The sequence below is a fragment of the Pseudarthrobacter oxydans genome (genome assembly GCF_034258515.1).
GTDB lineage: Bacteria > Actinomycetota > Actinomycetes > Actinomycetales > Micrococcaceae > Arthrobacter.
The window spans coordinates 3,471,830-3,490,368 of the sequence record NZ_CP139438.1 but is presented as its reverse complement, the minus strand read 5'-3'; the positions used below and the strand labels follow the sequence as shown (position 1 = coordinate 3,490,368).

Annotated in this window: 16 protein-coding genes; 8 read left to right on the top strand and 8 right to left on the bottom strand. The window is 66.8% G+C overall.

Annotated elements, in window-relative coordinates:
* Positions 1 to 41: 41 nt before the first annotated feature.
* A complete protein-coding gene (locus SMD14_RS15935; protein WP_157241380.1) occupies positions 42 to 419 on the bottom strand; it encodes a MerR family transcriptional regulator in 378 nt (125 codons plus the stop codon).
* 181 nt (positions 420 to 600) lie between these two features.
* Between SMD14_RS15935 and SMD14_RS15930 the strand changes: the two genes are divergently transcribed.
* Positions 601 to 2,124: a SulP family inorganic anion transporter gene (locus SMD14_RS15930; RefSeq protein WP_321214272.1), complete on the top strand. Its 1,524-nt coding sequence runs from the start codon at positions 601 to 603 to the stop codon at positions 2,122 to 2,124.
* Here the strand turns inward: SMD14_RS15930 and SMD14_RS15925 are convergent.
* Positions 2,121 to 2,615, bottom strand: coding sequence for an SDR family NAD(P)-dependent oxidoreductase (locus SMD14_RS15925; protein ID WP_321214271.1), 495 nt, complete (start codon positions 2,613 to 2,615; stop codon positions 2,121 to 2,123). The genes SMD14_RS15930 and SMD14_RS15925 overlap by 4 nt on opposite strands.
* A 73-nt stretch (positions 2,616 to 2,688) precedes the next feature.
* Between SMD14_RS15925 and SMD14_RS15920 the strand changes: the two genes are divergently transcribed.
* Entirely contained in the window at positions 2,689 to 3,030 is a 342-nt protein-coding gene (locus tag SMD14_RS15920; RefSeq protein ID WP_321214270.1) for a YciI family protein, read from the top strand.
* A 62-nt stretch (positions 3,031 to 3,092) separates the two neighbouring features.
* Here SMD14_RS15920 and SMD14_RS15915 read toward each other — a convergent pair whose 3' ends face one another.
* Entirely contained in the window at positions 3,093 to 3,239 is a 147-nt protein-coding gene (locus SMD14_RS15915) for a hypothetical protein (protein WP_321214269.1), read from the bottom strand.
* 232 nt (positions 3,240 to 3,471) lie between these two features.
* Between SMD14_RS15915 and SMD14_RS15910 the strand changes: the two genes are divergently transcribed.
* Positions 3,472 to 3,846, top strand: a complete 375-nt coding sequence (locus SMD14_RS15910; protein ID WP_321214268.1) for a cupin domain-containing protein — start codon at positions 3,472 to 3,474, stop codon at positions 3,844 to 3,846.
* 67 nt (positions 3,847 to 3,913) lie between these two features.
* Here SMD14_RS15910 and SMD14_RS15905 read toward each other — a convergent pair whose 3' ends face one another.
* Complete coding sequence (locus tag SMD14_RS15905; protein WP_321214267.1) at positions 3,914 to 4,522, bottom strand: NAD(P)H-dependent oxidoreductase; 609 nt, start codon at positions 4,520 to 4,522, stop codon at positions 3,914 to 3,916.
* A gap of 292 nt (positions 4,523 to 4,814) precedes the next feature.
* On the bottom strand, positions 4,815 to 6,431 hold the full coding sequence (aceB, locus tag SMD14_RS15900) for a malate synthase A (RefSeq protein WP_321216288.1): 1,617 nt from the start codon (positions 6,429 to 6,431) through the stop codon (positions 4,815 to 4,817).
* Between the two features lie 224 nt (positions 6,432 to 6,655).
* On the opposite strand from aceB, the gene SMD14_RS15895 reads away from it, so the two are divergent.
* From SMD14_RS15895 to SMD14_RS15885, 3 genes are all read left to right on the top strand, one after another.
* Positions 6,656 to 8,479: an L-lactate permease gene (locus tag SMD14_RS15895; protein ID WP_321214266.1), complete on the top strand. Its 1,824-nt coding sequence runs from the start codon at positions 6,656 to 6,658 to the stop codon at positions 8,477 to 8,479.
* 90 nt (positions 8,480 to 8,569) lie between these two features.
* Positions 8,570 to 9,940, top strand: a complete 1,371-nt coding sequence (locus SMD14_RS15890; protein WP_157241392.1) for an FAD-binding oxidoreductase — start codon at positions 8,570 to 8,572, stop codon at positions 9,938 to 9,940.
* 123 nt (positions 9,941 to 10,063) lie between these two features.
* A complete protein-coding gene (locus tag SMD14_RS15885; RefSeq protein ID WP_157241394.1) occupies positions 10,064 to 10,789 on the top strand; it encodes a FadR/GntR family transcriptional regulator in 726 nt (241 codons plus the stop codon).
* Between the two features lie 13 nt (positions 10,790 to 10,802).
* On the opposite strand, the gene SMD14_RS15880 is transcribed toward SMD14_RS15885, so the two are convergent.
* A complete protein-coding gene (locus SMD14_RS15880; protein ID WP_321214265.1) occupies positions 10,803 to 11,498 on the bottom strand; it encodes a GntR family transcriptional regulator in 696 nt (231 codons plus the stop codon).
* 136 nt (positions 11,499 to 11,634) lie between these two features.
* Here SMD14_RS15880 and SMD14_RS15875 point away from each other — a divergent pair, with 136 nt between their 5' ends.
* Together SMD14_RS15875 and SMD14_RS15870 are read left to right on the top strand one after the other, a co-directional pair.
* On the top strand, positions 11,635 to 13,362 hold the full coding sequence (locus tag SMD14_RS15875; RefSeq protein WP_321214264.1) for an L-lactate permease: 1,728 nt from the start codon (positions 11,635 to 11,637) through the stop codon (positions 13,360 to 13,362).
* Entirely contained in the window at positions 13,362 to 16,211 is a 2,850-nt protein-coding gene (locus tag SMD14_RS15870) for an FAD-binding and (Fe-S)-binding domain-containing protein (RefSeq protein ID WP_321214263.1), read from the top strand. Before SMD14_RS15875 ends, SMD14_RS15870 begins: the two co-directional genes overlap by 1 nt.
* Positions 16,212 to 17,209: 998 nt before the next feature.
* Here the strand turns inward: SMD14_RS15870 and SMD14_RS15865 are convergent.
* Both SMD14_RS15865 and SMD14_RS15860 read right to left on the bottom strand, forming a co-directional pair.
* Complete coding sequence (locus SMD14_RS15865; RefSeq protein WP_321214262.1) at positions 17,210 to 17,839, bottom strand: hypothetical protein; 630 nt, start codon at positions 17,837 to 17,839, stop codon at positions 17,210 to 17,212.
* Positions 17,840 to 17,902: 63 nt separating this feature from the next.
* The gene (locus SMD14_RS15860) at positions 17,903 to 18,478 is read right to left on the bottom strand and encodes an iron transporter (RefSeq protein WP_321214261.1); all 576 of its coding nucleotides are present in this window, start codon (positions 18,476 to 18,478) and stop codon (positions 17,903 to 17,905) included.
* Positions 18,479 to 18,539 lie beyond the last annotated feature (61 nt).

The window sequence follows — 18,539 nt, the reverse complement described above, 5'->3', positions numbered from 1 at the left end:
GCCGAGGGCAGCCCGCCTGCGCGGATCAGTGCTGCAAAGCGTCAGCCCCGGCCGCTGAGCCGTTCGATGAGCTCGTCGGCCTGGGCCAGGTTGCGGGCCATTTTGGCGCGTTCTGTGACGGCCTTCTCCAGGTACCCCGCGCGTTTGGCCCGCGCGTCGTCGGTGCCTGCTTCCTGCGGGGCGAACAGCTCGAGGATGTCGGCCATTTCCTCCAGCGAGAACCCCAGGGGCTTCATCTGCTTGATCACCATGAGGCGCTCGAAGTCGTCCTCTGAATAGACCCGGAAGCCGCCGTCGGTGCGGGCCGTGGCTGGAAGCAGCCCCACGTCGTCGTAATGGCGGATGGTGCGCAGGGACAATCCTGTCCGTTCCGCCAACTCTCCGATATGCATGGTGGAAGTACCGGTTCGTGCTGTCATGCGTGGGCCTCCGTAATGTCCGCGTTCAACCCTACCATCACGTTAGGGTAGAGTTGTTTCTGGTCGGTGAGACGCCTGTGCGGACTCCCGGCATCCCGGCGCGAGGCTGCGCCCCTTCATCTTTTCGAAAATGTGAGGGCGCTCCATGCGTGCGCCTTTCTGAGCATGAACGGAGCCAGCAATGGCCGCCACGACCGCCGCGGATGCCCCCGCCTACACGCCGGAACAGCTTCAGTCTGTCCGGGAGACCCTCAAATCGCCCAGAAGGCTCAAAACCGAAGTCCTCGCCGGCCTTGTGGTTGCCCTGGCGCTGATCCCCGAAGCAATCGCCTTTTCGATCATCGCCGGCGTCGATCCCCGGCTGGGTCTCTTCGCATCCTTCACCATGGCCGTCACGATCGCCTTCGTCGGCGGGCGACCGGCCATGATTTCCGCCGCCACCGGCGCCATCGCCCTGGTGATCGCCCCGCTGGTGAAGTCCCACGGCGTGGACTACTTCATCGCCGCCGTCATCCTGGGCGGTATTCTCCAGATCATCCTGGGCCTGTCCGGTGTAGCGAAGCTGATGCGCTTCATTCCGCGTTCGGTGATGGTGGGCTTCGTCAACGCCCTTGCCATCCTGATCTTCATGTCCCAGGTTCCCGAGCTGCTTGGCGTCCCCTGGCTGGTGTACCCGCTGGCGGCGCTGGCCCTGGTTATCGTGTTCGGCCTGCCCCAACTCACCACGGCCGTCCCCGCTCCGCTCGTGGCCATCGTGGTCCTCACCCTCATCACCGTCCTGGCGTCCATCACCGTTCCCACGGTGGGGGACAAGGGCGAGCTGCCGGACTCGCTGCCGTCGCTGTTCATTCCGAACGTTCCGTTCACCCTCGAGACCCTGCAGGTCATCTTTCCCTTCGGCCTGGCCGTGGCGTTCGTGGGGCTCCTTGAGTCCCTCATGACCGCCAAGCTGGTGGATGACATCACGGACACCCGCTCCCACAAGAGCCGCGAGGCCTGGGGGCAGGGCGTGGCCAACATCGTCACCGGCTTCACCGGCGGCATGGGCGGCTGTGCCATGATCGGCCAGACCATGATCAACGTCAAAGCCTCCGGCGCCCGCACCCGGATCTCCACTTTCCTGGCCGGCGTCTTCCTGCTGATCCTGGTGGTGGCGCTCGGCGGCGTCGTTTCCGTCATTCCGATGGCCGCACTGGTCGCCGTGATGATCTTCGTCTCCTGGGCCACGTTCGACTGGCACAGCATCCACCCGCGCACGCTGAAGATGATGCCCAAGAGCGAAACGATGGTCATGGTGGCCACCGTGATCGTCACCGTTGCCACGCACAACCTGGCCATCGGCGTCGGCGTCGGGGTGCTTGTGGCCATGGTCCTCTTCGCCCGCCGCGTGGCCCACTTCGTCACGGTGGAACGGACCGTCACCGCCACGGACGGCCACGAAACCGCCACGTACGCGGTCAATGGTGAGCTGTTCTTCGCCTCGTCCAACGACCTCTACACCCAGTTCCACTACGCGCTGGACCCCGAGCACGTGGTGATCGACATGCACGCCTCGCACCTCTGGGACGCCTCCACCATCGCCGCACTGGATGCCATCACTGAGAAGTACCGGCACCACGGCAAGGACGTGAAGATCATCGGCCTCAACGAGGCCAGCATCACCATGCGCGAGCGCCTCGGCGGGAAGCTCGGTGCTGGGAGCTAGGGTGAGGCCATATCCGTGCTGAGGCTAAGGTACCGCCACTGCTCCAGTTCCGCGCGCTCGGCTTCGGCGACGGCGGCGAAGGCTTCCACAACGTCCTTGCCGAGCACGGCGAGCGACGGCGGATTGGGGCTTTCGGCGATGGCCACGATCGCTTCGGCTGCTTTGGCGGGGTCGCCCGGCCGCGTGCCGTGGATGGTGTCGTTTTCCTTGCGCCGCTTGCCAGCCGTCTCCGCATAGTCCGCGATCGGCGTCGCCGACTGGGTGAGGGAGCGCCCGGCAAAGTCGGTGCGGAAGGCACCGGGTTCAATGAGCGTGACGCTGATGCCGAGGGGCTGCAGTTCCTTGCGGAGCGATCCGGACAGCCCTTCCAGGGCTGCCTTCGTGGCGGAGTAGCCAGCGTTGTGCCCGTGGGCGAGCACCGCCCGGGCGAGTGCCCGGCCGAGTCCGGTGGAGCAGTGGGGCCTTGACCGGATGTGCGGCGCCGGGCGCATAATCGGGCTGGGCGCCAAAAGTGGTGCCGCTGGGCAGAGCCGGATCATGCCGCCGAAGCAGAGGAGTCCTCGAATGACGAAGTACCTGATCTCGTTCCCCGGTGAGGCCATGGTGGTCCCCGAGGAGGAGTTCGAAGCGGTGGTGGAAGACTCCCACGCCGTCATTGAGGAGGCCAAGGCGGCGGGAGTGTACGTCTTCGGCGGCGGGATCAACGAGGCCGTTGCCCCGGTGCTCGTGGCCGGCGACGGCACCGTCACCGAGGGCACCTACCCGGGCCCGGGCGTGCCCAACGGCGGCTACGCCATCCTCGAACTGCCCTCTCGGCAGGCGGCACTGGAGTGGGCCGCAAAGATCGCCGTCGCCTGCCGCTGCGCGCAGGAAGTCAGGGAGTTCCAGTTCGACCCCGCGAGCTGACGACGGCGGCACCCCACCTTAGTAGGCGCCCCACCTTAGTAGGCGTCCCACCCCGGCGGGGGTCAGGCGTTGCGCTTCAGCCAGCCCCAGACGGCAGTGGCGACGAACAGCACCAGACCGATGACGGCCAGCCACAGCAGGCCTTTGATGACGAAGCCCAGGATGGACAGAACAAGCCAGACAACAAGCAGTGTAATTATTAGTCCCATCCCGGAATCCTAGCCGGAATGTCCGTGCGGGGTTCCCCGGCGGCCGGGCAAATTCCTTCGCCGGGGACCCCGGCGGCAAGTATTGACACTCTGCACGCGTGGGCGCACGCTGATAGCGCTGGGTGCCACTGTTGGCGGTGTTGACGCAGCGCGCGTCGGCCAGCCAACGCCCCCGGAGCGGTCTGGGCGCCCCGGACGAACAGTCCAAGCACTCCCTGTCTGGAGAATCGAAATGGCCGGAGTAACAGTAAACGCCCTTGAGGCAAAGTCCTTTGACGAACCCGATGAAAAGCGCCGCCCGCCGAAGACCCAGGTGGACGTGGTCAACCTGGGCGACGCCACGTTGGGACGCTTCACGTTCGAGCCGGGCTGGCGGTGGTCCGAGACCGTAAAAACCGTGGTCCACACGGACACCTGCCAGGTGAACCACGTGGGGATCTGCACCGCCGGAACGCTCACCGTGGAAATGGAGGACGGGACGCGGGCCACGGTAAGCCCCGGCCACGCCTACACCATTCCGGCCGGCCACGATGCCTGGGTGGAGGGCGACGAGGCATTCGTGGGCTACGAAGTCATGAGCGCCGCGATCTTCGCAAAGCCCGCCTGATTCCGGGGCCCTCCGCCCGCTTCGCGGACGGGCTGCCGCCGGCCCGAGGGCACTCCCGGGCCGGCTTCTACCCGGCAGGATATGGCGCCGAGGTGAGGTACCTGGCCAGGTGCGCAGCGTTGCGTGCGGCCCCCGCCGTGGCGGCGGCGACCTTCTCGGGGACGCTGTCCAGGTCCTTGTAATCCACGGTCTGCATGGCCTCGCCCACCCAGTAGGTGGCGCCCTGGGCGGGAATGGTGAAGCCGACGTCGTTCAGCCCCTGCTGGGTGTCCGCGACCGTCTTGTGGGCTCCGTCCTCGTTGCCCACCACCGCCACGACCGCCACCTTCCCGTACATGACGGGCCTGCCGGCGTCGTCCGTCTCGGCGAGGTCTGCGTCCAGCCGTTCGAGCACCCTCTGGGTGATGCTGCTCGGGTGGCCCATCCAGATGGGGGTGGCCAGGACCAGGATGTCCGCCGCCAGGATCTTCCTGCGGATCCCGGGCCAGGCATCGCCGGCGCCCATGTCCACCTGCACGCCGGGCATCACGTTGTGGTCCACCACCCGCACGGAACTCCCGCTTACCCCGTGCGCTGCAAGCTCGTCCAGCACGTGGCGGGCCATGAGTTCACTGCTCGAGGGCTCGGGCGAGGGGGTCAGTGAGCAGATTAGGGCGAATGCAGTGAGGTCAGCCATCAGTCTTCCTTGCCGTCGGTGGATCTTTCCTGGTGCCACTTCGTGATTCGTAGCCGGCGGCGAAACGGACTGCCGGCCGGTGGTGCTCTCCCGTCTGGTTGGGAGGGGAGGCTGGCGGGACGCCAACCGCGGCAAGGCCATGACCGGGCCCGCGATCAGCGAGGAAGGGCACGAGGTCATCGTCCACGAGGAGCGCTCGTCGTTGAAAAGGAAAACGCACGGGCCGCCCTCCAGCCAAGGGGGGCGGCCCGCGCTTTTTGGTGTCCGGTTCCGTTGGTGTCCGGCAGGTCCTTTACCGCGCAGCTACAACGGATTCGAGCAGGTCGTACGCCGGAGTGGTGAGGAAGTCCGTGTACTCCTCCGAAAGGCAGATCCCGGAAATAATCTGCGATGCGGGCTCGTAATACCGGCTGAACAGGTCTTCACCCACTTCATCGCGGAGTTTTTGGGTTTCCCCGGCCAGCAGGCGCTCCACCAGTTCCCGTGTCACCGTGTTGCCCGTGTCCGCCAGGATGGCTGCGTTCCGGATCTGCTGCCACACCTGTGACCGCGAAATTTCCGCTGTTGCAGCGTCCTCCATCAGGTTGTGGATGGCCACCGCCCCGTTGCCGGACAACCAGACGGCCGTGTAGGCAACGGACACGTAGAGGTTGCCCCGCAGGCCGGCCTCGGTGGCGTCGCCCGGCGCCGATTCAATATCGAGCAGCTGCTCTGCGTTGACCTGGACCTCGGGCCTCGTCCGCTGCACCTGGTTGGGGGCGTCTCCGAGGACCCCGTCGAACACTTCCATGCAGATCGGCACCAGGTCCGGATGCGCAACCCAGGAGCCGTCGAAGCCGTCGTTGGCCTCGCGGGTCTTGTCCGCCCGCACCTTCGCGAAGGCCTCCTCGGTGACTTCCGGCTGGCGGCGGTTGGGGATGACGGCTGCCATGCCGCCCATGGCGAAGGCGCCGCGCTGGTGGCAGGTTTTGACCAGCAGTTCGGTGTAGGCCCGCATGAACGGAACCGTCATGGATACAGCCGCGCGGTCCGGAAGCGTGAACTTCGGGCCGGAATCGCGGAAATACTTGATGATGCTGAAAAGGTAGTCCCAGCGGCCGGCGTTGAGGCCGGACGCATGGTCGCGCAGTTCGTACAGGATTTCATCCATTTCAAAGGCCGCGGGGATGGTTTCCACCAGGACGGTGGCCCGGATGGTCCCCTGCGGCAGCCCGAGGGCATCCTGCGCGTAAACGAAGATGTCGTTCCACAGCCGGGCTTCGAGGTGGCTTTCCATCTTGGGCAGGTAGTAGTAGGGGCCGTGGCCGTTGTCGATGAGCTGCCTGGCATTGTGGAAGAAGTGCAGCCCAAAGTCCACCAGGGCTCCGACGGCGGGCCGTCCGTCGAACTCCAGGTTCCGCTCCTCCATGTGCCACCCGCGGGGACGCATAATGACGACGGCGGTGGGCTCGTCAGTGCGGAGGGCGTAGGTCTTGCCCTCGGGGGACGAGTAGGCCAACGTTCCGCGGGCGGCGTCATAGAGCGAGAGCTGGCCGTCGATGACGTTGAACCACGTGGGGGAGCTGGCATCTTCAAGGTCTGCCAGCCATACTTTTGCGCCCGAATTCAGGGCATTGATTGCCATCTTGGCGGGGGAGGCGGGGCCGGTGATTTCCACCCGGCGGTCCTGGAGGGCGGCAGGGGCCGGAGCCACTGTCCAGTCACCCTGCCGGACGGCGGCTGTCTCGGGGAGGAAGTCCAGGGTTCCTGTCCGGCTGGCTTCCGCGCGGCGGGCATGCCGCGATTCCAGGCGGGCGTCGCGTTCGGCGGCAAAATGGCTGTGGAGCTCAGCGAGGAACTCCAGGGCTTCCGGCGTAAGGATCTCGGAGGCGCGGTCAAAGGGCGGGTTGGTGATCCGGGTCAGGGTCATTGCGGTCCTTTCGATGAGTTTTCGCATTATGGACAATATGTTCTGCCAGGCGAAAAAACAATGCCTAAAAGTAAATCGGTCAGACCATTGACTAATGGTCTGACCGATCCGTAGTCTCGGATCCACCTGAAGAAATCCTTCTCTCACATCGTGGAACTTCACTGGAACTTCATCCCCGTCCGCGTTTCCTCCACCTTCCTGCTCCAAACACAAAGGAGTTTTTTGTGAGCACTTACCAGCAAGTCGTGGACCCTCTCTGGGGTTCCTTGGGCCTGTCAGCCCTCTGTGCGGCGTTGCCGTTGATCCTCCTGTTTGTCCTGTTGGGCGTTTTCCGCGTGAAAGCCGCCAAAGCTGCGCTGGCCAGCCTGCTGCTGTCCATCGTCCTGGCGGCGGTCGTGTGGCAGATGCCGCTGGACCAGGTGTTCAGCGCCACGGCCGCCGGCGCCTTCTATGGCTTCTTTCCCATCCTCTGGATCCTGATTAATGCCCTTTGGGTCTACAAGCTCACCGTCGCCACGCCATGGTTTGATGCCCTGGGCCGGACCATCCGGTCCATCTCCAACGACCTGCGCATCCTCTCCATCCTGATCGCCTTCTGCTTCGGCGCACTGCTGGAGTCCCTGGCCGGCTTCGGCGCGCCGGTGGCCATCACCGCCGCAATGCTGATGGCGGCGGGCATGAAGCCCTTCAAGTCCGCTGTTGTCTCATTGCTGGCCAACACGGCGCCTGTGGCCTTTGGTGCCATGGCCGCGCCGATCATCGCCCTGAACGGCGTCACCGGCCTGCCGCTGCATGACCTGTCCTCGATGGCCGGCCGCCAGACGCCGTTCATCGCCCTGATCGTGCCCCTGCTTCTCGTCTTCATCGTGGACGGCAAGCGCGGCCTGAAGCAGACCTGGCCCGTTGCCCTGGTGGCCGGCGCCGTGTTTGGAATCTTCCAGTTCATCACCTCGAACTTCTTCGCCGTCGAACTCACGGACGTTGTGGCGGCCGTAGCCACGGTGGCGGCCGTGCTGCTGATGCTCCGTGTGTGGCAGCCCCGTGAAATCATTGAGATGTCCGGGCAGGTCAGCGGTTCGGAGCCGGACGAGGATGAGCTCGCCTCGGGTCCCGTCATGGACGGCCGCAACGGCACAGACGGGGCCAGCGGAACGCACGGGCCCAGCGGAACCTATGGCTCCCAGGGTTCGCCCGCCCGCCCCTCCTCCGGAAGGGTTCCGGCCTCCGCCTCGGTGACCGAGGCCGTCTCCGCAGCAGCAACCACCCGGGTCATGGCGCCTGCCGTCAGCACGGCACAGCGGCCGGGGCAGCGGGAAATCTGGATGGCCGTCGCCCCGTACCTGATCATCATGGCCATCTTCTCAATCGCCCAGATCCCGGCGGTGAAGAGCTGGCTGAGCGTGGCCGGAAGCGTGAGCTTTGCCTGGCCGGGCCTGGATGTTGTGGACGCAGACGGAAAGCACGTCGCGGCGCAGAAGTTCAAGTTCGACCACCTCAAGGCCACCGGCACGCTCCTGCTGATTTCGGGCGTGATCACCATGGCCCTGTACCGCATCCCGGCAGCCGCCGGCTTCCGCATCTACGGGGAAACCCTCAAGCAGCTGCGGTGGACCATCGTAACCGTGATGTCCGTCCTGGGCCTGTCCTTCGTCATGAACCTGTCCGGGCAGACCACCTCCCTGGGCCTGGCACTCGCCTCGGCCGGCGGATTCTTCGCTGTCCTCTCACCGGTGATCGGCTGGCTGGGCGTCGCCCTGACCGGCTCCGACACCTCGTCCAACTCCCTCTTCGGCCAGCTCCAGGTTTCCGCAGCCGAACAGACCGGACTGCCTCCGGTCCTTATGGCGGCGGCCAACTCCTCCGCCGGCGTCATGGGCAAGATGCTGTCCCTGCAGAACCTGGCAGTGGCAGCGGCCGCGGTGGGCCTGGAGGGATCCGAAGGCACACTCTTCAGGAAGCTCCTGGGCTGGAGCCTTGGGCTCCTGGCCGTGATGATCCTCCTGGTCCTGCTGCAGTCAACACCGGTACTTGGCTGGATGGTTCCCTAAACACCCCGCCGCCCTTACAAATGAAACAGGGCCGGGGGAGTGCGTCAGCCCCCGGCCCCATGCCCACAGAAACAAAGAGGTTTCCCTTCCATGAGTACATCGGCAGTTGCAACAGCATCAGCGGCGCTTCTCACCGCAAGCGCACATGCTTCCACGGACCTGGACGAACGTGTCCGGGTGAGCACGGACCGCTCCGGCTACGTTCCTCCCAGCCTCCCTGACGGCGTCGTCTACGCCACCAGCACGGAGGAGGTGGTGGCCACCATGAAACTGGCGGCGGCCCACAACGTGCCGGTTGTTCCCCGCGGGGCCGGGACGGGACTGGCCGCAGGAGCGTCAGCCCGGGCAGGTGAAGTGGTCCTTGACATGGCCCGCATGAACCGGATCCTCCACATCGATCCTGTGGAGCAGCTGGCGGTGGTTGAACCCGGCGTCATCAACGCGGAGGTGAACGCCGCCGCCCGGGAGCACGGACTCTTCTATGCCCCGGATCCGGCCAGCACGGCCATCTGTTCCATCGGCGGCAACATCGCCACCAACGCCGGCGGCATGTGGTGCGCAAAATACGGCGTCACCCGGGAATCCGTCCTGGCGCTGCGTGTTGTCCTGCCCGATGGCCGGGTGCTGCGCACGGGAAGGAACACCATCAAGGGCGTGACGGGGTATGACCTGAACGCCCTGATGATCGGTTCCGAAGGAACACTGGGCGTGGTGGTGGAGGCCACCCTGCGCCTGCGGCCGCGGCCGGTCCAGACCGCCACCGTTGCCGCCTATTTCCCGGATGTGGATGCCGCCGCCCTGGCTGCCTCTGCCATCATCGCCGCGCGCCTGCAGCCCTCGGTGCTGGAACTCATGGACGGCCCCACCCTGGAAGCTGTTGATGCGGCGCACGGCACCAGCCACCGGTCCAAGGGCGGCGCTTTCCTCCTGGCGCAGACCGACGGCTACGGCGCCTTCCTCGAACAGGATGTCCTCCTCCAGGCCATCCAGCCGTTCGCCAGCTACATCGAGAAGGCGGAGGACGCGGCAGCAGCGGAGGCGCTCGTGGCCACCCGGCGGGAAGCGATCCCGTCGCTTGAGAAGCTCGGCCGGGTCTCCATCTGCGACATCGGCGTGCCGCGGAACAGGCTAGCGGCAGTCTTCGCCGGCCTGGAAGACATCTCCCGGAAGACCGGCGTCCGGATCTTCAACGTGGCGCACGCAGCAGACGGCAACCTCCACCCGATGATCGTCGTTGAACCGGACGAATCCATCACCGATGGACCCGCCAAAAAAGCCCTCGGTGACATGTTCTACCTGGCACAGCGCCTGGGCGGCACGCTCACGGGCGAGCACGGCGTCGGCCTGCTCAAGCGCGACTGGCTCGAGGACGAGCTGGGCGGAACCTCGCTCGAACTCCAGCGCGCCATCCGCAATGTCTTCGACCCCCAGGGAATCCTCAACCCCGGCAAGGCGATCTAGCAGTCCGGCCGCCGCGGCGGCCGGGGAGGAAAGGGGTGGCGGCGCCGGTTCCGCTACCCCTTTCCGCCGTCCGCGCGGCGGCGGGAACGCAGTGATGTTGGTGCCGTAGGGCAGGATGGAAGCATGGCGGAATCAGCAGCGGAATCTTCACCGAAGCGGACCTACGATGTCCTGTTGGACGACGTCGAAGCGGGCCTCCGCTCCGGGCGCTTCAAGGCAGGGGACCAGCTTCCCGGAGAACGCATCCTGGCGGAAACCTACGGCATCTCGCGTGCCTCCGTCCGCGAAGCCATGCGCCTCCTTGACGCCATGGGGATCCTCCGCAGCTCGAACAAGTCCGGCCCCAAATCCGGCGCCGTCATTGTCTCAGAGCCGTCGGCGGGACTGTCCTCCACCCTCCGCCTGCACGTCGCCAGCAGCCGGCTTCCGGTGGCAGACATCGTCGAGGCCCGCATCCTCCTGGAAACCTGGGCGGCCCGGACCGCGGCCGAAAAGGACAACCCTGAGGGTATCGAGCGGGCCAGGGAACTGCTCCTGGCGATGGATGCCCCGGACATCGATCCGGAAACATTCCACGCCCTGGACGCGCAGTTCCACCTGGCCCTCAGTGCCCTGGCAGGCAACGCGGTGATTGAAACCATCATGGATTCCCTCAGCGGCTCCATCCGCGGCTATATCAAGGACGCCCTTGCGGCCCTGGGCCAGTGGCCGGTGGTCCTCGCTGAGCTGAGGGCGCACCACCACGCAATCTTCAATGCTGTGGAAGCGCGGAACGCGGACCTTGCCGCGGACCTGCTCCGCCGCCACGTTGGCTGGCTCCACGAGCAGACGGCCAGGGCCCGCTCCTGAGCATGCCCGGCGCCTAGCCGGCAGCAGCGTCCGACGGCGGCAGGTCGGCTTCCGGCCCCGGCGTGCCTCCCATGGCGGCCACGAGACGTTCGCGGGCGCGGCCAAGGTGGACGTCCAGCAGCTGCGCGGCTTCGTCCCCGCGGCCGGCCTCGATCAGTTCCAGGAGCTTCTGGTGCTCGGCCTGGATCAGGGCGGTATCCAGGAGGTGCAGTGACTGCACGCGGGACATGCACAGCCGGACTTCGCCCACCAGCGACAGGTACATGCGGCTGATGCGTTGGTTGCCCACCGCGTCAATCAGGCTGGTGTGGAACCGCATGTCCGGTTCCACAACGTCAAGCGGGGCGCCGGTCTTCAACGCCGCAATATCGTTGTTGGCCTGCACGGCACCCGCCGGCACCGTCCGGCCGGACGCCAGCCGCCGGAGCACTTCGCTTTCCAGGTACGCCCTGGCCAGGTAGATGTCCCGGACGGATTCCGGCCCCAGGTCCACCACCCGCGCTGTCTTGTGGGTGCCGCGGTCCAGCAGCCCCTCGGCGACGAGCTTCTCGATCGAGGCCTTGGCGGTGGGGCGGGCCACCTCGTAGGAAGACGCCACGTCCGTCTCGGTGAGCGCCACGCCCGAGCCGAGTTCACCGGAGAAGACGCGGCTCCGTAAATCCGCGGCGATCGCATCCACGATCGAGACTGCTGCAACACGTCCGGCCACTGGCGTTCCTCCCAAAACTGTCCCCGGTTCCCTATTTTGCCAGACAAGTCAGCATCTGAACTTGACCGTCATGTGTACTTGTTAGACAATTTGAAGGCGCCACGGAGTTGTGACGCCTAACACAATCTGGAGACACATGTTTCAGCAGATCCTCGACCCCATCGCCGGGTCCCTACTGATTTCAGCCCTCTGTGCGGCTCTTCCGCTCATCCTGCTCTTCGTCCTTCTGGGCGTCTTCAAGGTCAAGGCCCCCATAGCGGCCTTGGCCAGCCTGGCGCTTTCCCTCGTGCTGGCCGTCGTCGGCTGGCGGATGCCCGCCGGTCAGGCCCTGGCCGCCACCGCTGCCGGAATGTTCTACGGCCTGTTCCCCATCCTGTGGATCCTCGTCAACGCGCTGTGGATCTACCGGCTCACCGTGGCCACGCCGTGGTTTGAAGTGCTGGGCCGGACCATCCGGTCCATTTCCAACGACCTGCGGATCCTCTCGATCCTGATCGCCTTCTGCTTCGGCGCGCTGCTTGAGTCCCTGGCCGGCTTTGGCGCCCCCGTGGCCATCTCGGCGGCAATGCTGATGGCGGCGGGCATGAAGCCGCTGAAGTCGGCCGTGGTCTCGCTGCTGGCCAACACCGCACCGGTGGCGTTCGGTGCCATGGCCGCGCCGATCATCGCCCTGAACGGCGTCACCGGCCTGCCGCTGCATGACCTGTCCTCGATGGCCGGCCGCCAGACGCCCTTCATCGCCCTGATCGTGCCCCTGCTGCTCGTCTTCATCGTGGACGGCAAGCGCGGCCTGAAGCAGACCTGGCCCGTTGCCCTGGTGGCCGGCGCCGCCTTCGGGGCCGCCCAGTTCGTCACCTCCAACTACCTCGCCGTCGAACTGACGGACGTGGTGGCCGCCGTCGTCACCGTGGCCGCCGTCCTGCTGATGCTGAAGGTCTGGCAGCCGGCAGAAAACGTTGGCATCGGAGGTTCCGTGGAGGCTGCTCCGGAAGCCGCGCATGCTGGGGCCGGCGCCCGCGCGGGTGCCCGCTCCGCCGGGTCAGCAAGCGGACCAGCTGCCCCGGCCGCAGGAACCGCCGCCGCAGCCGGCGTCGGCATTCCCACTGACAATTCCCGGCCCGGGCCGCGCCAGATCTGGATGGCGATCGCCCCCTACCTGATCATCATCGCGGTCTTCTCGGTGGCCCAGATTCCCGCGGTCAAGGCATGGCTGAGCCAGGTTGGCAGCGTGACGTTTGCCTGGCCCGGCCTGGACATCACCGATTCCGCCGGCAAGCCCGTGGCGGCCACAAAGTTCAAGCTGGACCACCTCAAGGCCACCGGCACCCTGCTCCTGCTCTCCGGCATCATCACCATGGCGCTCTACAAGATCACCGCATCGCAGGGCCTGCGCATCTACCGGGACACCCTGGTGCAGCTCCGCTGGACCATCGTCACCGTGACCGCCGTCCTGGGACTGTCCTTCGTCATGAACCTGTCCGGCCAGACCACCACGCTGGGCTTCGCCCTCGCCTCGGCCGGCGGCTTCTTCGCCCTCCTCTCGCCGCTGATCGGCTGGATCGGTGTTGCCCTGACCGGCTCGGACACCTCCTCCAACTCGCTGTTCGGGCAGATGCAGGCTACCGCCGCCCAGCAAACCGGACTGTCGCCGGTGCTGATGGCAGCTTCCAACTCCTCCGCCGGCGTGATGGGCAAGATGCTGTCGCTGCAGAACCTGGCTGTCGCCTCGGCGGCAGTGGGCCTTGACGGCGCCGAGGGGACCCTCTTCCGCAAGCTCGTCGGCTGGAGCCTGGGCCTCCTGGCCCTCATCACCGTGCTGATCTTCCTGCAGTCCACCCCCGTCCTGGGCTGGATGGTTCCCTGATGGTGTCCCTGGACCTCGCCGGCCTCCGCGCGGCAGTCAATGATCCCGCCCAGGTCAAAACCCGGGCCATCGACCTCCATGCCAATGCGCATGACGCCTCGCACTTCCTGCTCATCCCGCAGGCCGTGGTGACGGCCGACAGTGCGGCGGATGTGGGCGGTCTCCTGCGCGCGAGCGCTGAGCAGGGCGTCCCGCTGACCTTCCGCTCCGGCGGCACCAGCCTCAGCGGCCAAGCGGTTACCGACGGCGTGCTGGTGGACGTGCGGCGCAACTTCAGGGACGTTGAAGTGCTCGACGGCGGCGCGCGGGTCCGCGTGCAGCCGGGCGTCACCGTGCGGGCGCTGAACGCACGGCTGGCACCGTACGGGCGCAAGTTCGGCCCGGATCCGGCCAGCGAGGCGGCCTGCACGGTGGGCGGGGTGGTTGCCAACAACTCGTCCGGGATGAACTGCGGCACCGTGGACAACGCCTACCAGACGCTGGAATCCCTGACGGTGGTGCTGCCCTCGGGCACGGTCATCGACACCGGGGCGCCGGACGCGGACCAGAAGCTGCGGACGCTGGAGCCGGAACTGTACGAAGGCCTGGCGCAGCTGGCCGCCCGGGTGCGCGGCAACAGCGAGTCCGTGCGCCGGATCCGGCAGCAGTTTTCCATGAAGAACACCATGGGCTACGGCCTGAACTCGCTGCTGGACCACAGCACCCCGGTGGACATCATGGCCCATCTGATCGTGGGCAGCGAAGGCACGCTGGGCTTCGTGGCGGAGGCGGTGTTCCGCACCATCCCGCGGCTCCAGCACGCCGCCACGGGCCTGCTGGTCTTCCCGGACCTGCAGGCCGCGAACGCGGCGCTGCCGGAACTGGTGGGGACCGGCGCGGCCACGGTGGAACTCATGGACGCCCTGTCCCTGAAGGTGGGCCAGGCGCTGAAGGGGACTCCCGCCGTCGTACGCGACCTGGTGGTGCGGGACCACGCCGCGCTGCTGGTTGAATACTCGGCCGAAGGGCCGGACGAACTGGCCGCCCTGCGGCAGGGCGGCGAGGGCGTCCTGGCGGGGCTGAACCTCTCGGCCGAGGCCCGGTTCACCGGGGATGCCTCGGCGCGGGCCGGGCTCTGGCACCTCCGCAAGGGCCTGTACGCCTCGGTGGCCGGCGCCCGCCCGCAGGGGACCACGGCCCTCCTGGAGGACATTGTGGTGCCCGTGCCGGCGCTGGGCCGGACGTGCCGGGAACTGATCGGGCTGTTCGACAAGTACAGCTACAGCAACAGCGTGATCTTCGGCCACGCGAAGGACGGCAACGTCCACTTCATGCTCACGGACGGGTTCGCCACGGCCGAGGAGCTGGACAGGTACAGCTCGTTCACGGAGGACATGGTGGACCTGGTCCTGGGCGAGGGCGGCTCGCTCAAGGCCGAGCACGGCACCGGCCGGGTGATGGCGCCCTACGTCCGGCGGCAGTACGGGGACGAGCTGTACGGCGTGATGCGCAGGATCAAGCAGCTGTTCGATCCTGCCGGGATGCTGAACCCGGGCGTCCTCATGGACGACGATCCGCAGGCGCACCTGCGCCACATCAAGACGGCGCCGCCGGTGGCGGAAGAGGTGGACCGCTGCGTCTCCTGCGGCTACTGCGAGCCGGTGTGCCCCAGCAAGGACCTGACGCTGACGCCGCGGCAGCGGATCGTCACCCTGCGCGCCATCGAATCCGCGCGCCTGGCCGGGGACACGACGCTGGTGAAGCAGCTGGAAAAGGACTACGACTACGAGTCCGTGCAGACCTGTGCGGTGGACGGCATGTGCCAGACCGCCTGTCCCGTGGACATCAACACCGGCCTCCTGGTGAAGCGGATCAGGCGTTCGGATGCCGGCCCCGTGGCGAACGGCGCCTGGAACGCCGCCGCGAAGCACTGGGAAGGCGTCACCCGCGGCGCCTCGCTGGCCCTGACCGTGGTGGACAAGCTGCCCGCTGCGGCCGTGGCCGCGCCCAACAAGGCCGCCCGGGCGGTCCTTGGGACGGACACGGTGCCGCTGCACTCGCCGGAGCTGCCGGGCGGCGGTTCCGTGCGGAAGCGTCCGACGCCGGACGGGGCGCCGGACGCCGTCTACTTCCCCGCGTGCGTGGGGACGATGTTCGGGCCGGCGGGCCAGGCCGGCCCAGGCCAGGCCGGTTCTGCCGGCGCGTCTGCAGGCCGCGGCGTCCAGTACAGCTTCGAGCAGCTGTGCGGGCGCGCGGGCATCACCCTGCTGGTGCCGGCGGGCATTGACGGGCTCTGCTGCGGCACCCCCTGGTCCTCCAAGGGCATGGTGGCCGGCCAGGCGACCATGCAGGAGAAGACGGTGGCAGCGCTCCGGGAGGCTACCCGGGACGGCGAACTTGCCATCGTCTGCGATGCGTCCTCCTGCACCGAGGGCTTGCGCCAGGCCGTGGAGTCGGACGTTCCGCTGGCGGGCCAGCGGCCGCTGCGGATCGTGGACGCCGTGGACTTCGCCGCCGAGCACATCCTGCCCAAGCTGCCGGAGCACGCAAAGCTCCAGTCGCTGGCCCTGCACCCCACCTGCTCCTCCACGCGCATGGGGATCAACGGCTCCCTGGATGCGGTGGCGGCTGCGGTGGCGGAGAAGGTGGATGTTCCGGTGAACTGGGGCTGCTGCGCGTTCGCGGGGGACCGGGGCATGCTCCACCCAGAGCTCACCGCGTCCGCCACCCGGAAGCAGGGGGAGGAAGTCGCGGAAATGGGGGCGGCGGCCCATGCCTCCTGCAACCGGACCTGCGAACTGGGCATGACCCGGGCCACAGGCGAACAGTACCGGCATGTGCTGGAGCTGCTGGAAGAGGTCACCCGGTAACCCCCTCCACCCCCGCCCGGGACGCTCTCTCACTTGACGTGTGTTTTTGACCGACCCTCTATCACTTGACGTGTGTTTTCGGCCAACGCTCTATCAGTCGCCGTGCGGGAGGTGAAAGAGCGTTCGGGAAAAAGCCGCAGTAAGTGATCGAGCGTTTGGCGGCCAGCCGTACCTTCCTGCCCAGTTGCATTCGGGGAGACACCCTCCAAAAGCGGGACACGCCGTCGTTCGCGGCGCGCTGCACGGGGGGCGGGGAGGGCACCCGGGCAGGAACGCACGACGACGGCGCGCGGCTGCCGCGTCAGCCGGGCGGAGCGGTGACGTTTCACGCAGGGCTGCCGACTTGGTATTCTCTGAGAGGTCATGCAGCGGCCTCTCAGTGTTTCCCGGGGGTCCCGTCTGTGACCGCGCCGCCGTCCGCATGGCCACGACTGCCCTCCACCCCCCGCCAATAGGCACCTCGCCATCGTGCGCAGGTATGCCGGCGCCATGGGATCCACTGTGCAGAAAACATCGTTTTCGCGCCCCTGCAGGGACCCGCGGACCGGCGGGGATATGGCCTCGGAATCCTATTGGGGGTTGGGCCATATCCTTCGCCCCGCCGTACGGGTTTGGCATTTGATTTGAATAAACCCCGGACCTATGCTTTTTCCAGGCGCCCCGATGTATCCCCCAATAACATCGGGGCGCTTCCATGTCCGCAGGAATACCGGTTTCAGCTGGCTCATTTGCCAAGCTGCAGCGTGGACTGTAACGCCCCCGTAACGCGTCCCAGAACCTGTGGGCTGCACTCGGGGGCTTGCTACGAAGTATGGATGAAGCCGCGTGGGCGCGTTCCTGCCCAGTTGCTGTCTGGCGAGGGGCGGTCCAGAGGTGCGACGCGCCGTCGTCCTCGGCGCGCCGCACCTCGTGCCAGGAAGGTAGTCGGGCAGGAACGCACGACGGCGGTGCGCGCCGGTGCGGGGGAAGTACCGGATTGGCCGGATTGACAGAGCGCGTCAGGCGCCTGCCCAGCGACGCAGCGTGCTGTTGATGAGGCCGATGAGCACTGCAGTCCACCAGCAGGTCTGGGAAACGGTCAGTGCGATCAGGAGCCGAAGCCGCAGCCTCTTTGTCAGCTCGCTGAAGCGTGTGCTCGGCGGGAGCGCAAGCAGCCGGTGCATGGCCGGTGCGATGCTGAGGCCGTTCAGCATCAGCACTAGGACGGCCACGAGTTTGACCACTGTGACCGTGCTGGTCAGGTCAGGGCTGATCAGGGCGCCTGAAACCAGCAGCAGGGCGAGGCCGCCCCAAATGAGCGGCTTTGCGGCGGCCTCAAGCTTCCCGGACTCGTGCATTTCCATCTTGCCAAGCAGCCACAGCAGTCCCAGCCAGTCGACCACCAGGATGGTGCCGAACGACAGCACCAGGGCGAGGATGTGAACGGCAAGGCCGATCCGGTGGAGTTCCGGCCCGCAGTCCACGTAATGCCCCACGAGCACCGAAGCCAGCCATCCGGCCGTGCACAGCACCCCGAGGAAAACCAGTCGCTGCCTGTGGCGGCGTGACAACGGTGCCGGCGGGCGCGCCGGTCCTGTTTCCGGGGCGCCCGCCTCCGGCGCGCCCGGCCGGAGCGCCACGCCTGTCATCGCGGAACCCGGCTTCGCCGCCCGCCGAAGCGCCGCGAACGGGTGGAAAGTGACATGTGGAACCTAGCTCAGCTCGACGTCTTTGAACTCCACGGTGGTGCCCTCAATCAGGGGCGGCGTGTCGGACTCTTCGCCGTGGCGGTTGAACGCGGGGACGCCGAGGGTGGCGCGCACTGTATAAGTCCCTGCTTCCGGCACGGTGAAGTTGTTGGCGTAGTGATAGAAGGTGGAGTAGTAGAAATTCAGTTCCATCGACTGGACCACCTTGTCCTGGGCGTCTACCACCTCCAGCGTGATCGGCACGTCGGGGACGATCCTGCCGGTCGAGGCCTCGACAGGGATGATCTCGATGTGGTGGGTCTCGCCGGCTTCCGGCGCACGGAAATGCGTACCGTGCTCGTCAAACCACGGCTCGGCCGCCTCGGTGATCAGGTTGACGGTCCATTCCCCGGACTCGACGGTCTTGCCCTTTTCGGCAAGCTCATCGGCCAGTACCTGGTACTGCTCCTGAACGCCGGCGGGAACCGTGAACGCATTGTCCTTTGCGGCTTGGGTGTTTGCGGCGGCTTGGGTGCCGCAACCGGTCAGGGCGAGGAGGGCAAGGGGGGTGACCACTGCGGCCAGGGCATGACGAAGCAACGTAAGTCCTTTGGTTGGGGTGCTGTAACAAGTGCGGACGCTAATAAGCCCCGCATGGGGA

What these genes read in the sequence shown, in the direction of transcription:
- SMD14_RS15915 (WP_321214269.1), bottom strand. Translation starts at nt 3,239, where the DNA reads ATGGGACTAATAATTACACTGCTTGTTGTCTGGCTTGTTCTGTCCATC.
- SMD14_RS15910 (WP_321214268.1), top strand. Translation starts at nt 3,472, where the DNA reads ATGGCCGGAGTAACAGTAAACGCCCTTGAGGCAAAGTCCTTTGACGAA.
- SMD14_RS15935 (WP_157241380.1), bottom strand. Translation starts at nt 419, where the DNA reads ATGACAGCACGAACCGGTACTTCCACCATGCATATCGGAGAGTTGGCG.
- SMD14_RS15885 (WP_157241394.1), top strand. Translation starts at nt 10,064, where the DNA reads ATGGCGGAATCAGCAGCGGAATCTTCACCGAAGCGGACCTACGATGTC.
- SMD14_RS15890 (WP_157241392.1), top strand. Translation starts at nt 8,570, where the DNA reads ATGAGTACATCGGCAGTTGCAACAGCATCAGCGGCGCTTCTCACCGCA.
- SMD14_RS15920 (WP_321214270.1), top strand. Translation starts at nt 2,689, where the DNA reads ATGACGAAGTACCTGATCTCGTTCCCCGGTGAGGCCATGGTGGTCCCC.
- SMD14_RS15865 (WP_321214262.1), bottom strand. Translation starts at nt 17,839, where the DNA reads ATGACAGGCGTGGCGCTCCGGCCGGGCGCGCCGGAGGCGGGCGCCCCG.
- SMD14_RS15870 (WP_321214263.1), top strand. Translation starts at nt 13,362, where the DNA reads ATGGTGTCCCTGGACCTCGCCGGCCTCCGCGCGGCAGTCAATGATCCC.
- SMD14_RS15875 (WP_321214264.1), top strand. Translation starts at nt 11,635, where the DNA reads ATGTTTCAGCAGATCCTCGACCCCATCGCCGGGTCCCTACTGATTTCA.
- aceB (WP_321216288.1), bottom strand. Translation starts at nt 6,431, where the DNA reads ATGACCCTGACCCGGATCACCAACCCGCCCTTTGACCGCGCCTCCGAG.
- SMD14_RS15925 (WP_321214271.1), bottom strand. Translation starts at nt 2,615, where the DNA reads ATGCGCCCGGCGCCGCACATCCGGTCAAGGCCCCACTGCTCCACCGGA.
- SMD14_RS15905 (WP_321214267.1), bottom strand. Translation starts at nt 4,522, where the DNA reads ATGGCTGACCTCACTGCATTCGCCCTAATCTGCTCACTGACCCCCTCG.
- SMD14_RS15930 (WP_321214272.1), top strand. Translation starts at nt 601, where the DNA reads ATGGCCGCCACGACCGCCGCGGATGCCCCCGCCTACACGCCGGAACAG.